The sequence below is a fragment of the Cyanobacteria bacterium QS_8_64_29 genome, from assembly GCA_003022125.1.
Taxonomy (GTDB): Bacteria; Cyanobacteriota; Cyanobacteriia; order Cyanobacteriales; family Rubidibacteraceae; genus QS-8-64-29.
The window spans coordinates 40,642-55,099 of the sequence record PXQH01000002.1; the positions used below are offsets into that span (position 1 = coordinate 40,642).

Annotated in this window: 11 protein-coding genes and 1 pseudogene; 7 read left to right on the top strand and 5 right to left on the bottom strand. The window is 63.9% G+C overall.

Translation table 11 applies throughout. The features are described 5' to 3' along the window. Positions 1 to 377: 377 nt before the first annotated feature. The 5 genes from BRC58_01030 (at position 378) to BRC58_01050 (ending at position 6,152) form a co-directional block, all read left to right on the top strand. Entirely contained in the window at positions 378 to 1,670 is a 1,293-nt protein-coding gene (locus BRC58_01030; protein PSP19392.1) for a hypothetical protein, read from the top strand. A 612-nt stretch (positions 1,671 to 2,282) separates the two neighbouring features. Further along, positions 2,283 to 3,287 carry a phenylalanine--tRNA ligase subunit alpha gene (locus BRC58_01035; GenBank protein ID PSP19393.1) on the top strand — a complete coding sequence of 335 codons (1,005 nt, stop codon included), beginning with the start codon at positions 2,283 to 2,285 and terminating at the stop codon, positions 3,285 to 3,287. Between the two features lie 21 nt (positions 3,288 to 3,308). Beyond that, positions 3,309 to 3,647: a DUF4870 domain-containing protein gene (locus BRC58_01040; protein ID PSP19394.1), complete on the top strand. Its 339-nt coding sequence runs from the start codon at positions 3,309 to 3,311 to the stop codon at positions 3,645 to 3,647. Between the two features lie 113 nt (positions 3,648 to 3,760). Next, a complete protein-coding gene (gene pds, locus BRC58_01045) occupies positions 3,761 to 5,200 on the top strand; it encodes a 15-cis-phytoene desaturase (GenBank protein ID PSP19395.1) in 1,440 nt (479 codons plus the stop codon). Between the two features lie 37 nt (positions 5,201 to 5,237). After that, entirely contained in the window at positions 5,238 to 6,152 is a 915-nt protein-coding gene (locus tag BRC58_01050; GenBank protein PSP19460.1) for a phytoene synthase, read from the top strand. A 6-nt stretch (positions 6,153 to 6,158) separates the two neighbouring features. Here the strand turns inward: BRC58_01050 and BRC58_01055 are convergent. The 4 genes and pseudogenes from BRC58_01055 to BRC58_01070 form a co-directional block, all read right to left on the bottom strand. Continuing rightward, a pseudogene (locus BRC58_01055) lies at positions 6,159 to 6,741 on the bottom strand (thioredoxin family protein). A 15-nt stretch (positions 6,742 to 6,756) separates the two neighbouring features. Next, positions 6,757 to 7,878, bottom strand: a complete 1,122-nt coding sequence (locus BRC58_01060; protein ID PSP19396.1) for a tRNA 2-selenouridine(34) synthase MnmH — start codon at positions 7,876 to 7,878, stop codon at positions 6,757 to 6,759. 25 nt (positions 7,879 to 7,903) lie between these two features. After that, positions 7,904 to 9,685 carry a cell division protein FtsI gene (locus BRC58_01065; GenBank protein ID PSP19397.1) on the bottom strand — a complete coding sequence of 594 codons (1,782 nt, stop codon included), beginning with the start codon at positions 9,683 to 9,685 and terminating at the stop codon, positions 7,904 to 7,906. Positions 9,686 to 9,713: 28 nt separating this feature from the next. Next, positions 9,714 to 9,974: a hypothetical protein gene (locus BRC58_01070; protein ID PSP19398.1), complete on the bottom strand. Its 261-nt coding sequence runs from the start codon at positions 9,972 to 9,974 to the stop codon at positions 9,714 to 9,716. A 368-nt stretch (positions 9,975 to 10,342) separates the two neighbouring features. Between BRC58_01070 and BRC58_01075 the strand changes: the two genes are divergently transcribed. Both BRC58_01075 and BRC58_01080 read left to right on the top strand, forming a co-directional pair. Then, positions 10,343 to 10,642 (top strand): hypothetical protein, encoded by a 300-nt coding sequence (locus BRC58_01075; GenBank protein PSP19399.1) that lies wholly within the window; start codon positions 10,343 to 10,345, stop codon positions 10,640 to 10,642. Between the two features lie 76 nt (positions 10,643 to 10,718). Next, entirely contained in the window at positions 10,719 to 13,016 is a 2,298-nt protein-coding gene (locus BRC58_01080) for a 1,4-alpha-glucan branching enzyme (GenBank protein PSP19400.1), read from the top strand. Here BRC58_01080 and BRC58_01085 read toward each other — a convergent pair. Next, the gene (locus BRC58_01085) at positions 13,002 to 14,285 is read right to left on the bottom strand and encodes a peptidase S41 (protein PSP19401.1); all 1,284 of its coding nucleotides are present in this window, start codon (positions 14,283 to 14,285) and stop codon (positions 13,002 to 13,004) included. The genes BRC58_01080 and BRC58_01085 overlap by 15 nt on opposite strands. Between the last annotated feature and the right edge of the window lie 173 nt (positions 14,286 to 14,458).

Below are 14,458 nucleotides of genomic sequence, written 5' to 3' on the forward strand. Positions count from 1 at the left end.
CACGGATGCTGGGCTCGTCGAGTCCGGGCGGGCGCGAGCTAGGCGCGATCGGGCCTTGTTGGGCTCGTGGCGCCAATTGGGGAACCGAGCGGTTGCCGCTGCGTCGTGGCGATTACCAGTACGCATGCCCTCTAGCTAGGAAGGTGGCGGTCCCTAGCCGAGCAGTTGGGGGTGCATACCGAATGGGAACGGGCACTAGTACGAGCTGGGTTAGTAGCCAGGAGTCAGGAGGTTGGTGTGGAAGCGCTTCGAGAAGTAACGCAAACGTTCCTCCTGTGGGTTGCTTTGGCAACGGCTACTATCTTGTTAGAAGCAGCCATCACGCTGGAGCTCTACGAATAGGCTGTGCCATGAAACAATCTACCCGTCGTTGTTGGTTGCTGTTGGCTGCCATTTGCTTGCTGGGCGGCGGCGTTGGCGATCGCGGCCTGCCGGTTGCAGTGGCACAGTCGAGCTCGGACAAGCCAGCAGCCAAAACTGGCTTGCCCGCTGCTGTAGCGGAAGCCGTTTTGGACGAGGCGGCCCGCCGCTCGGAACGAGAGCGCTCGGCGCTGCAAGTCGTGAGTGCCGAGCAGCGGCAGTGGCCCAACGGATGCCTGAGGTTGGCAGAGCCCGATGAGGTCTGCACCCAAGCAATTGTGGAAGGATGGCGGGTTACGGTTGCCAGCCCAGAGCGCCGCTGGATCTATCGCACCGACCAACAGGGGCAGCGCATTCGGCTGGAGCGTCAAGCTCAAGCCAGTACTGCTAGCTTCAGCGATATTGCCAACGACCCCTACCGAGAAGAAGTCCAAACCGCCCGCGAAATGGGCTTTATTGCCGGCTTTGATGGCAACACTTTCCGGCCCGAGCAGCCCCTAACGCGCGAGCAAGCTGTCTCGATGTTCCTTGAGGCCCTAGTCGGCATCCCGCAGGTGGCAGTGGCATTGCCGAGCGAGACCAAAGCAACGCCCTACTCGGATATAAAAGCCTCGCGCTGGAGTGCCGCCAAGATTGCTTGGGCCCACCAGAATGGCATTGTCAGCGGTTATGGCAACGGAACCTTTCGCCCAACAGCCCAGGTAACGCGGGCAGAGCTTATAGCCATCGAGCGGCGCGCCGCTCAGTACGCGCAACAACAGCGCGGGCAAGGGCGCGAGTTAGCGGCCGTCCGGAACGCTGAGTCGTTTGCCGATACCGAGGGCCATTGGGCGCAAGCGGCAATCCGGACCATGGCCAGGTACTGCGGCGTTGCAGCAGCGCGCTCGGATACCGTCGGTGCCGCTCAGTTTGAGCCCAATCGGGCGGCGCGCCGCAACTACGCCGCCGCCGCAACAGTCCGGATGCGCCAGTGTGTGGCGCCCGAGCACGAGGCCGTTCGCCTGGAGCGCCCCTCGCCCAACCAAACAGTGGCAAGCCCGCTCGAGATTGCGGGCGAAGCGCGCGGGCAGTGGTACTTTGAAGGGGACTTTCCCGTAACCCTGCGGGATGCCAACGGCCAAGTTGTGGCACGCAGCTTTGTAACTGCACAAGATAGCTGGATGCAGGAAGGATTCGTTCCGTTTAAAGGGACCTTGTCGTTCGAGGCGCCCCAGACGGATTGCGGCACGCTCGTGCTAGAGCGGGACAACCCCTCCGCGTTGCTCAAGAACAGTGGCTGGCATCGCGTGCCCGTTTGCTTTTCGCAATAGTTTGGTGCGGCTCTGCTACTCGAGTATCGGGGTAACGCCGAGCGTGGGACCGCGCCGGCTGAGCGGTTGTTGCCAGCGAACGGCCCCTTGCTAGTACCAACTGGAATGCCGGATACCTCGCCGCCGCTGAGATGCTTCTTGAGGCGTTAGTCGCCAGCCGCAGGTAGGGGCCAAGGCCGGCCGAAGCAGGTATCTCAAGCGGCTGCTTCGCAAAGATAGACTGCACGCAGGCCATCCCCAAGTTGGACTTGGTGGGTCGACCAGCCCAGCCGCTCTAGAGTTTGCGCCACTTGCTGGGCCGTTGCTTCCGCCGTCACCTTATGAACGGTGCAGCGTTGGCGGCCGAAGGTCAACGGGTTGCGAGCGTAGGTCATGCTATTGAACTAGTCCTTCACAACAAACGAATGGGAACCGTATCAGCTTGGCGATCCCAGTCATTAGCGGGGATGGCGCTTGGCTTATACAAACTTAACATTTGGTCTGAGAAGCGTACAGTAGGAATAGTCTCAGGCAAGCTTGGCAACGCTACCCACTCAAGCAGCAGCTGCGCGAGCTCAAGGGGGAGCTGTCAGACTGGGAATGTTCCAGGCGAGCCTAGCAATACCACTAAGCATGACCGCATCGACCCACCAACTCGAGCAGCAGTTGCGCGAGCTCGAGCAGGAAGCAACCCAGGCCATTGCAGCAGCCCAAACGCGCGAGCGCTTGGAAGCATTGCGCGTTCGCTATTTGGGCAAAAAGGGCCAAGTCTCGCAGCTTCTGCGCAGCATGGGGCAGCTAGAGGCAGACGAGCGACCGCGCATTGGAGCGCTGGCAAACGAAGTCAAATCGACGCTGCAGAAGCGCTTGGCCAAAGCTCGCACGCAGCTCGAGCGATCGCAGATGCAGGCGCGCCTCCAGGCCGAAACGCTCGATGTCACCATGCCCGGTGTCGGCCGCCCCCTGGGGCGGGTCCATCCGCTCAACGGCACCATCGACCGGATGCTGGAGATCTTTGTGGGGTTGGGCTACACCGTGGCTGAAGGGCCGGAGATGGAATCGGACTACTACAACTTTGAGGCCCTCAACATCCCGCCGGACCATCCGGCGCGCGACATGCAGGACACTTACTACCTGCCCGATGGCAACCTGCTGCGCACGCATACCTCGCCCGTGCAGATCCGCTACATGGAGCAGCACGATCCGCCGTTGCGGGTTGTGGCGCCCGGCCGAACCTACCGGCGCGATACGGTCGATGCCACCCACTCCCCGGTCTTCCACCAGCTCGAGGTGCTCGCCATCGAACCAGGGCTAACCTTTGCCGACCTTAAAGGGACGATCGTGGCGTTTTTGCAGCAGCTGTTTGGCAGCGAGCTACCCGTCCGCTTTCGCGCCAGCTATTTTCCATTCACCGAGCCCTCGGCTGAGGTGGACGTGCAATGGCAGGGCGAGTGGTTGGAAATGCTGGGCTGCGGCATGGTTGACCCCAACGTGCTCAAAGCAGTGGGCTGCGACCCGGAACGCGAGACTGGTTTTGCTGCCGGGCTAGGGGTCGAGCGCTTTGCCATGGTGCTGCACCAGATCGACGACATCCGGCGCTTCTATAGCAGCGACCTGCGCTTTCTGCAGCAGTTTTGACCGCCATTGCAGCGTCCTGAGATGAGTGAGGCAACGGACCAGCGCAAGCTTCTATCGGTGCTGTGCCACGGCTCGATTTTTTTCGGGGCAATCGTGGTTTCGGTGGGGATCCCCATTGCAATTTGGCTGCTATCTCACGACTCGGTCGTCAAGCAGAACGCCAAAGCCGCCCTCAATTTCCATATCAACCTGTGGGCATACGAAGTTGCCTTTGTCTTGCTGACATTCGTTTTAATTGGCTACCCGCTGCTGGTGGTTTTGGGCCTCGTCAACCTGATTATGCCTATTGTGGCCATCGTGCGGGTGCTGGGTGAGCCCGATCGCGCCTTCCGCTACCCGTTCATTTTTCGGATTTTTTAAGCCTCAATTGGCCGTTCGACGCCGCTAGGGGGGGCTGGCAGGCCCTCGGATCCAGCCAGATATTAAAAAATGCTAAGTATAATGAGAGCCGGGACGGACGCCAGCACGGACTAATGCGAGTTGCAATTGCCGGAGCGGGCTTGGCGGGGCTCGCTTGCGCCAAGTACCTCGTCGATGCCGGACACGAACCGATCATGCTCGAGCGCCGCAACGTGCTGGGGGGCAAAGTGGCCGCCTGGCAGGACCCCGATGGCGACTGGTACGAAACGGGCCTCCACATTTTTTTTGGCGCTTACCCCAACCTACTGGGCTTGTTTGAGGAGCTCGGGATTGCCGACCGGTTGCAGTGGAAAGCGCATAGCATGATCTTCAATCGCCCGGAGCAACCGGGCACGTACTCGCGCTTCGACTTCCCCAATCTCCCGGCCCCGCTCAATGGCATTGTTGCCATTTTGCGCAATCGCCACATGCTGAGCTGGCGCGAGAAACTCCGCTTTGGCCTGGGCCTGCTGCCCGCCATGCTACGCGGGCAGTCCTACGTTGAGGCTATGGATGCCTACACCTGGTCGGAGTGGATGCAGCGCCAGCGCATGCCCCAGCGCGTGGAACGCGAAGTGTTCGTCGCCATGGCCAAGGCGCTCAACTTTATTAACCCCAACGAGATTTCGGCGACTGTACTGCTCACCGCGCTCAACCGCTTCCTGCAGCAAAAAAACGGCTCTCAAATGGCGTTTTTGGATGGGCCGCCGACCGAGCGCTTGTGCCAGCCGCTGGTTGACTACATCACGGCGCGCGGCGGGGAAGTGCGGCTCAACGCCCCGATCAAGCAGATCCTGCTGCGCGATGATGGTACCGTTCGCGGCTTGTCCGTTCGCCAGCGCGGCCGCCGCGAGGCGGAGCTGCTAGCAGCCGATGCCTACGTATCGGCCCTACCGGTGGATCCGCTGAAGAAACTGCTCCCGACAAGCTGGTGGGATCGGGCCTTCTTTCAACAGCTTGAGGGTCTCAGCGGCGTTCCCGCGATCAACTTGCACTTGTGGTTCGATCGCAAGCTCACCGACATCGACCACTTGCTGTTTTCGCGTTCCTCGCTGCTGAGCGTCTATGCAGATATGAGCAACACCTGCCAGGCCTACGCCGCCGATCGCTCCATGCTCGAGCTCGTGCTGGCCCCGGCCCGGGACTGGATCGCGCGCCCCGATCGCGAAATTATCGACGCCACGCTAGCCGAGCTCAAAACCCTGTTCCCCCAACACTTCGACGGCGACGATCCGGCCCGGCTGCGCAAGTATCGCGTGGTCAAAACGCCGCGCTCGGTCTACAAAGCGACCCCCGGGCGGCAAGCCTGCCGCCCGTCGCAGCGAACGCCCATCGCCAACTTTTATTTAGCCGGCGACTACACGCGCCAGCCCTATCTGGCCAGCATGGAGGGCGCGGTGCTCTCTGGTAAGCTAGCGGCGCAGGCGATCGCCGAGGATGCGGCAACTGCGCCGGCGGAGCGCCAGGCCGCTTCGGTAGCGAGCGAGGCCTCGCTTGCCCATGGGGATGCATGAGCCAGTTGCCCGGCCGGATTTTTTAGCTCGCGAGCGCATGCCACGACGGTCGCAAGCCCAACAACAGCAACCGCTCGCCTCGCGGGACGCCGCCTACGAACGCTGCCGGCAGATCACGGCCCAGTATGCCAAGACGTTTTATTTGGGCACGCTGCTCATGCCGCGGGCCAAGCGCCGAGCCATTTGGGCAATCTACGTTTGGTGCCGGCGAACGGACGAGCTGCTGGATGGCCCCGAGGCCCACGCCACGACTGCCGAGACCCTCGATTGCTGGGAGGAACGGATCGAGTCGGTGTTTGCCGGCCACCCGCGCGACAATACGGAGGTGGCCCTCGCCGATACGATCGAGCGCTTTCCACTGGAGCTGCAACCCTTTCGGGACATGATTGCGGGGCAGCGCATGGATTTGGCCCGCAACCGCTACGACACCTTTGCCGAACTGCGCCGCTACTGCTATCGGGTTGCCGGCACGGTGGGCTTGATGTCCCATGCCGTACTGGGGGTTCGCACGGCCGGCAGCGACGCTCGCCTGGCTTACAACCCCACCGAGGAGGCCATCGCGCTGGGCATTGCCAACCAGCTCACCAACATCCTGCGCGATGTAGGCGAAGACGCCCAGCGCAATCGGATTTATCTGCCGCGCGAGGATCTGGCCGCATTCGGCTACACCGAGCGGGATTTGTTTGCGGGGGTGGTCGACGAGCGCTGGCGCGCGCTGATGCGCTTTGAGATCCAGCGCGCGCGCGAATTTTACGCGCAGGCTGAGGGGGGCATTCGCTATCTGGATCGCGATGCCCGCTGGCCCGTTTGGACGGCCCTGATGCTCTATCGCGGCATCCTGGGCGCAATCGAGCGCAACCAGTACGATGTCTTTCGCCAGCGGGCTGTCGTCTCCAAACCGCGCAAGACCATCTGCCTGCCCGTGGCCTGGGCGCGCGCGCAGGCCCTTTGAGTGCCATTAGCCGTGAAAGTAAGCCGGTTCGTTGCCGGGCTTCCACTTGATGTTGCAGCCGATGCTGGGGGTCTGCTCGGCCGGGGGAGCTTGCCCGGCCAGGACGGCATTGATCGCGGCCCGCAAGTCCTTGCCATTGACGGGTTGCTCGTTCTTGGGTCGGCTGTCGTCCAGCTGGCCGCGGTAGGCCAGCTTGCGATCGGCATCGAACAGGAAAAAGTCGGGCGTGCAGGCGGCCAAATACGCTTTGGCCGTGGCTTGGCTGGCGTCGTAGCAAACGGGAAAATTCAGCTCAAGCGCCTGCGCCATCTCGCGCAGCCGCTCGGGCGTGTCGTCGGGGTAGGCATCGGCCTCGTTGGCGCTAATGGCCACAATGCCCAGCCCGCGATCGGCGTAGTCTTTGCCAATGCGCGCAATCTCGCCTTTGACGTGCTGCACGAACGGGCAGTGGCGGCACCAAAAGATGACTAGCAGCGCGCGCCTCCGTAAAGGTCGCTAGCGATACCGTTTGGCCCGAAACAGTATCGGGCAGTTGGAAATCCGGGGCTTGGGTCCCCAGCGGCATCATGGTGGATTCGGTTAGGGCTATGCCATCCCTCCTGGCTCAGTTGCTATCCCCTCCATCCTCGCCCGCGTGGCAAGCGCGGGCTTGTTCCAGCACCTGCGGCTGCGAGCGCGCAACTAGGGCATCCAGCGCCCGAGCAATACTGCCGGCCGAGTGATCGGGCAGCGGCAGCGACAGCTCCACGCGCCCGGCAAAGGTGCGCTCCATGGAGCGCCGGTAAGCGGGATCGTAGTGGCACTCGAGCAGTTCTCGCACCAACGTTCGCAGCTGGCCGGTATCGACCAGATGGTGCCAGCGCGCAACCCGCTGGCGGCCGTGCTGGGCTTTGAGGGATGACAGTTTGTGCTTGAGCGCTTGCGGGTTGTCGCGCCAGTGGGGATACTGCTGCAGCAGCCACTCAACGCGCTCGGCCACCGGCAGCGCGATCTCGACGCAGCTGGCTTGCTTCATGGCTTGCCACAGCGGGGCGGGCAGGTGGATGTTGCCGACTTTGCTGCTTTCGGACTCCACCCAAACCGGATAGCGCGGATCGAGCGCTTGCACGGCCTGCAGCAGTTGCGATTCGAAGGCTTTTTGGGCCGGTTGGGCTTGCGGGCGATCGCCCCAAACTTGGCCCAGTAGCGAACCGCGGTGATGGGCGAGCCCCTCCAAATCCAACACTTGCACGCCGCGCGATTGCAGCTGATGCAGCAGCTGGGTTTTGCCCGTCCCGGTCAGGCCGCACAGGATCCGGTAGCGGAACTGCGGCAAGCGCGCCGCCAGCTGCTGGCGGACGTAAGCCCGATAGGCTTTATAACCGCCTTGCAGCACCAGCGTACGCCAGCCGATTTGCGCCAGTACTTGGGCTAGGCTGCTCGAGCGCTGGCCGCCGCGCCAGCAATAGATCAGCGGCGTATAGTCGCGATCCCGACAGGCAAAGTGCGCCTCCAGGTGCGCGGCAACATTGCGCGCGACAACGGCAGCGCCCTGCTTGCGCGCCTCGAACGGCGAGCGTTGGTGGTAGGTGGTCCCCACCTCAGCCCGCTCCCGATCGTGGAGGACGGGGAGGTTAATGGCCCCCGGAATGCAATCCTGCGCGAACTCGCTCTCGGAGCGAACGTCGATGATTTCGCTGTAGGATTCGCTGGGCGGAAAGGGGACCTCAATCGGCGATCGGGGCATACCCGCCAACTCATGCGGTTGCGCTTTAAGGCAATGCGGCCGTTCCCGCTGGCGCGCGATCGCCCGCCAACTGGGACTCTCCGGGTGCAATGCCGGCGTTGGCGATTAGCGCCTCCATCACTGACTTAACAACTGGGGCAGCCACTGTCGAGCCGTAGGCGGGTCGCTTTTGCGGATCGTCAACCACCGCCAACACGACGTACTGCGTCTCGCGGGCAGGCAAAATGCCCACAAAACTAGTCGCAATGTCGGTCTCGTTGTAGCCACCGCCCAGGAGCGGTTGCTTGGAGGTTCCGGTTTTGCCGGCAATCCGATAGCCCGGAATTCGGGCGTTTTGGCCGCTGCCGTTCTCAACGACGCTGGCCATCATATCGACAACGGTCTCGGCGGTTTGGCGCTTGAAGACGCGGCGGCCGGCTGGGTGCGAGAAGCGCTCGAGCTGGCCGTTCGGCCCCACTAGGCCGCGCGCCACGTGCGGCGTTACGAGCTTGCCGCCGTTGGCCAGCGCGGCATGCAATTGCGCTAGCTTGAGCGAGCTCAGCGATAGGCCGTGACCGAACGCTGCTGTTGCCGCGGCGATGGGGCGGCTGGTAAAGGCCAAGCGCGGTTTGAGGTTGCCGCCGCGATCGCCGGGCAGATCGGCTCCCACGGGCCGCTCGATGCCGAGCTCGCGCAGCGCGCGGTAGTACTGCCCCGGGGCCATCTGCTGCATGAGCTTGACCATGCCGACATTGCTGGAGCGCTCCAGAACCTCGGTCGCGCTGAGGCGGCCGTGGCCGCCATCGCTATCGTAGTCGTAGTTGGTGATCTCCCAACGCCCGATCTGGATTTTGCCCGGATCGCGCACGGTCGCATCGGGCTGAATGGCATTCGCATCGAGCGCAATGGCCACGTTGATGGGCTTGAGCGTCGAGCCGGGCTCCAAGCGCGTACTAACGGCCCAGTTCCGGAAGCGCCCCACCTCGTAGCGATAGTAGCGGTTGGGATTGTAGCTGGGTCGGGTCGCCAGCGCGCGGATGGCACCGCTGCTGGCATCTATAACGATAACCGTCCCGCGCCGGGCCCGAAATGCCTGCATCTGCTTTTTGAGGGCCGCATCCACCGCACGCTGCAGGCGTAGATCCAGCGTCAGCTGCAGCTTGCGGCGATCGGAGTCGAGAGCGCCGGGCGGTAGCGATCGCGGCAAGAGCTGACCGCCGCGCGTCTGGGCAACCTGCACATCCGATGGGCTGCGCTGCAACCGGGATTGGTAGGCAAGCTCTACGCCAGCCTGTCCGCGACCGGCGGCTTTAAACCCGACGTAGCCCAGCACCTCGGCCGCCAGTTGGCGCTGCGGGTAAAAGCGCGCGTACTGCTTGCTCAGCTCGACGCCGGCCAGCGATCGCTGGCGGATCGCTTCTGCCGTTGCGGGCGACAACCCCTCCGCCAAGCGGATGCCGCTGGGTTGGCTGCGCAAGCGCTGCCGCAATGCCCGCTCGCTTTGCCCGTCCAAGACAGCGGCTAGCTCGCGCGCCACGGCAGCGCGGGGGCGCTGGAAGTAGCGCGGATGGGCATACAGCGTATAGGTGGCGCGATCGAGGGCTAGCGTGTTGCCGCGCCGATCGACAATGGGGCGGCGCGGCACATAGGTATTGAAATCGGTGGTTTGCTGCGCTTGCGCCTTTTGCCGCAACGCCGGCGCGCGCACCACTTGCAGGTGGTAAAGGCGAGCCCCCATGCCCAGGCCTGCGGCAAGCAGCAACAGCCAAACCAGCAACAGCCGCCTGGGGAGTTGTAGCAGCGGGAGCGGGACGCGCTTGCGAGCCATGGCAACCTGTCGTGCCGAGCGCTAGGAGTCAATAGCCACCCGGTCTGGGGTCAGCGGGCCGTTCTGGCGGCAGGGTTGGGGACGCGCGCGAGCGGAATGCCGGTCCGGCGGCCGGCTCGAGCGGCACGATCGCTTGCCGCGAGACCGGCTGCCAGCCCTGCTGCGACTGCCGGGCTTGACGGGCCCACTGCTGCTCTAGCGTCGCGTTGAGCGCAGCCAGCGTGTGCGCTTGCGATTGCAGGGCCTGCAGGCGCTCGAAGCGTTGGTTCCAGCTCGTTTGCGTTTGCATAACCCCCGCATAGAGGGCGAGCGTCGTTCCCAGCAAGCCCAGCGCCGCAATTGAAGAGGCGCGCTGTACCCCTCGCAATGCGTGCTGCCAGCGCGGCCAGCGCTGTTGGGCAATAGCTGGGATGTGACGGTGCCGAGCCCGCCGGCGGTCGGTCGGAGCGCGCCCGGCAGCGGAACGGGTAACGCCAACCGTCGTGGATGCCATCCGAGCCGATCGGGCCATGGGGGGAGCTCTCGCTTGTAGCTCAATCGTCCCAATGCTAGCGGCTTGGCTGCCGAGCGTCAGCTGTGCCAGGCTGCCAGCGCGACCTGCGTGCTCGCAGATCGGTCACAATAGAAGCCGAAGGCCGCAATTGCCGCATCTGGCCTATGGCAGCACCGAAAGCCCGACTCCTGGGATGGGGCTTGGGGCTGGGATTGCTCAGCTCGAGCGCCCCACCTGCAGCAGCACTCCCCTCCCCCGAGCGAGTGCCGGAGGAGGTGCTGCGGACCGAAGTGACGCTGGAGGCGCGATCGCCGCTCGATAACCGTCCCCTAACGCCTGCTGAGTACGCCACTTTGAAAGCGCAGTTGGCCCAGCCCCCCACGCCGCCACTGGATCCCCAATTGCGGCAGCTCATTTTTCTGCTGAACTTGCGTAAGTTTTTGCGCACCATCACGCCGCTATGAGCGATAGCCTGTTGCGCGTTGGGGGGCAGCATGCGATCAGCGCGGCTGCCACCCTCCCCTGCCGGGCAGCCAAGCGGTGAGCAGTATGGTTGCTGCCGAGCAAGTTCGCCAACTCGCCCAGGGCCAACACCCCGATCCGTTTGCCGTGCTGGGGCCGCATCCGCTCGAGCGCAATGGCGCTGCCGCCGGCTGGGTGGTGCGCGCCTTTTTGCCCCACGCCCAGGCTGCCTGGGTCGTCCTGCCGGCAGGGGACGAGCATCCCATGCAGGCCGCGCACCACTCGCAGTTTTTCGCCTGCGAGCTCACTGGTGCGCCCGAGCCGTATTGGCTGCGCGTTCGGGAAGGCGATTGCGAGCGCGTTATTGCCGATCCCTACGCGTTTGGCACACCCAAACTGAGCGATTTCGATCGCTACCTGTTCGGCGAGGGCACCCACTACCGCCTCTACGACAAGCTAGGCGCGCACCCGCTAACCCTAGAAGGGATCGAGGGCGTTTATTTTGCCGTTTGGGCCCCCAACGCGCGCGGCGTTGCGCTTATCGGGGATTTCAATCGCTGGGACGCGCGCGCGCATCCCATGGGGGCGCGGCCCAACGGGCTCTGGGAGCTGTTTTTGCCCCAGGCGGGCGTTGGCGATCGCTACAAGTACGCTGTCACCTCCGCCCAAGGCGAAACCTGGGAAAAAACGGATCCCTTGGGCTTCCAGCAAGAGGTGCGCCCCAAAACGGCCTCGCTGGTTGCCGATCTGGACGGCTATAGCTGGCAAGATCGCAACTGGCTGACCCAGCGGCGCCAGCGCGACCCGCTGCGCGAGCCCATTGCAATCTACGAGCTGCATTTGGGGGCCTGGCTGCACGCGCCGCTGGCAGAGCCCGCGCAATCGCTCAATGGGTCCATTCAGCCCGTACCCGTTCCGGACAACCCCCACGCCCGCTTTCTGACTTACTACGAGCTAGCCGAGGAGCTAATTCCCTACGTTCGGCGGCTCGGGTTTACCCACATCGAGCTGCTGCCGGTCGCCGAGCACGCCCTGGATGGCTCCTGGGGCTACCAAGTGACGGGGTACTACGCCTGCACCTCGCGCTACGGGACCCCGCAGGACTTCATGTACTTGGTTGATTGCTGCCATCAAAGCGGCATTGGGGTAATCCTCGACTGGGTGCCCGGCCACTTTCCCAAAGACGGCCACGGCCTGGCTCGCTTTGACGGGACGCCGCTCTACGAGTACGCCGATCCGCGCCAGGGCGAGCATGCCCAGTGGGACACCCTGGTGTTTAATTACGGCCGCAACGAGGTGCGCAACTTTCTGGTCGCCAATGCCCTGTTCTGGTTCGATAAGTACCATATCGACGGCATCCGGGTGGATGCGGTAGCCTCCATGCTCTATCTGGACTACCATCGGCCGGAGGGGCAGTGGCTGCCCAATGCCTACGGCGGCCGCGAGCACCTGGAGGGAATTGCGTTTCTGCGCCAGATGAATGCCGCCCTCTTTGCCCGCTATCCGGGGGCTTTGGCGATCGCCGAAGAGTCCAGCGCTTGGCCCCAGGTCACCCAACCCATCGAAGCCGGCGGATTGGGCTTCAACTTGAGCTGGAATATGGACTGGATGCACGACGTGCTGGATTATTTCAGCATGGATCCCGGGTTCCGCCAGTTCCACCAGCGCAACATCACCTTTGGCCTGAGCCACGCCTTTGATGAAAACTACACCTTAGCCCTCTCCCACGATGAAGTTGCCCACGGCAAGCATCACCTAGCGGCCAAGATGCCGGGGGATACCTGGCAGAAGCTAGCCACACTGCGCTGCCTCCATGCCTACACCATCGTGCACCCCGGCAAAAAGATGCTGTTTGCAGGGATGGAGCTCGGCCAGTGGCGCGAGTGGGATATCGGAACTGAGCTCGCGTGGGAGCTGCTGCAGCAGGAAGCGCACCAGCGATTGCAACAGTGCCTGTGCGATCTCAACCGCCTCTACTACCGGGAGCCTGCCCTGCACCGACAGGACTGTGACCCCGCCGGTCTCGAGTGGATTGACGGTAGCGACGCCCGGCACAGCGTGGTGGCATTCATCCGCCGCGATCACGACTCGAGCGAGTTTGCCGTTGCCGTTTGCAACTTGACGCCGCAGCCGCACAGCCATTACCGCGTGGGCGTCCCCGAGGCCGGCTTTTATCGGGAGGTGTTCAACAGCGACAGCCGCGAGTACGGCGGCAGCCACATGGGCAACTTGGGCGGCAAATGGAGCGAGCAATGGGCGTTCCACAACTACCCGCACTCGCTGGATTTGTGCTTGCCGCCGCTGGGGGTGTTGATTCTCAAGCCAGCCTCAAGCCCGGCGCCAGCCGTCATGCCAGCCTCGCTATTGCCCGAGTGACGGGGGCGTACCAGCGGCAACCTCATCCGATTGCTGGATGCGCTCGGTCAGGGCGGCGACGGCGCGCTCGTACTGGTTGTCCCGCCCGCCATCCGAGCGCTTCCCGCGCGGCGGCAATCGCACCACTTTCCTGTCCGGGGTAATGCCATCGGCCGCAATATCCGTTCCATTGGGCGAGTAGAACCGCGAGACCGTCACGGCCAGCCCCGAGCCATCGGCCAGCTCGCGCACGGATTGCACCGTCCCTTTGCCGTAGGTGGGCGTGCCGACAATAACGGCCCGATTGTGGTCTTTGAGCGCGCCGGCCAGGATCTCGCTGGCGCTGGCAGACTCACCATCGACCAGCACCGCTAGCGGGCGATCGGTGAGGGCGGGCTCTCGGGCGCGGAAGCGGCGATCAGGGTCCTTGCCGTTGGCCACGCGCACGATTTTGCCGCCATCCAGCCACAACCGCGCGATGTCGACGCCGGCTTCAAGCAGGCCGCCCGGATTGCTGCGCAAATCCAACACAAACCCCGCGACGCCCTGCGCGTTGAGATCCGCGATCGCCTGGCGCATTTCGCCAGCAGCGTTGTCGTTAAACGCCTGCAAGCGAATGTAGCCAATGGCGGTCCCGTCTGCTTGCCGAATGCGGTAGCGAACCGCCGGCACCTCGATGCGCTCGCGCGTGAGCGTTAGCTGCCGGCGCCCCTGGTCCGGGCGGGCGAGTTGGAGTGTGACCTCGGTGCCGGGGCGGCCGCGCAAGTGTTGGATGGCCTGTTCGGCACTGAGCGATCGGGCCGTGCGGCCGTCAATGGCGACCAACCGGTCGCCGGTGCGGATGTCGGCTGCTTGCGCTGGGGACCCCTTGAGAACGTCTTGGACGATGGGGGGACTCGCCTGGCGATCACGCTGGAAGCGGAGGCCCACCCCCGAGCGCTCGCCCTGGGTGCGATTGCGGAGCGAGTCGAATGCCGTTGGGGCCAAAAAGCGCGTGTGGGGATCGTTGAGGCTATTGAGAGCCTTACGGATGGTTCGGTAGGCCTGCTGCTTGGAACGGTAGGCGCGCGAGAGCAGCGACTGCCGCTTCTGGCACCAGGCGTCGTGATCGAAGTTGGGATGCGCGTAGTCGCGGTAGACGAGCTGCCAAGCCTGATCCACCAGGCGCTTGGGGCTGTTTTGGAGGTTGGCACTAGCCGCCGGCGCCCAACTCAGGGCAATGAAGACGCTCGCGCTCAGGGTTGCCAGGATAGCTGACAGTGGCGATCGCGAGGGCTGGGATCGAGCCATAGCGGTACTCGGCTGGTGCCGGAACGGCAGAGACGGCAACAGCCGCCTAAAGCATAGCGGATGCCACCCACCCAGCGTCAGTCGGGGCCAAGCCGGCAGTCAGTACAGTGCCGTCAATCCGACAATGGCCCCAGCGAGCACCATGCCGGCTGCAAAGCTAGTGCCGATCCACT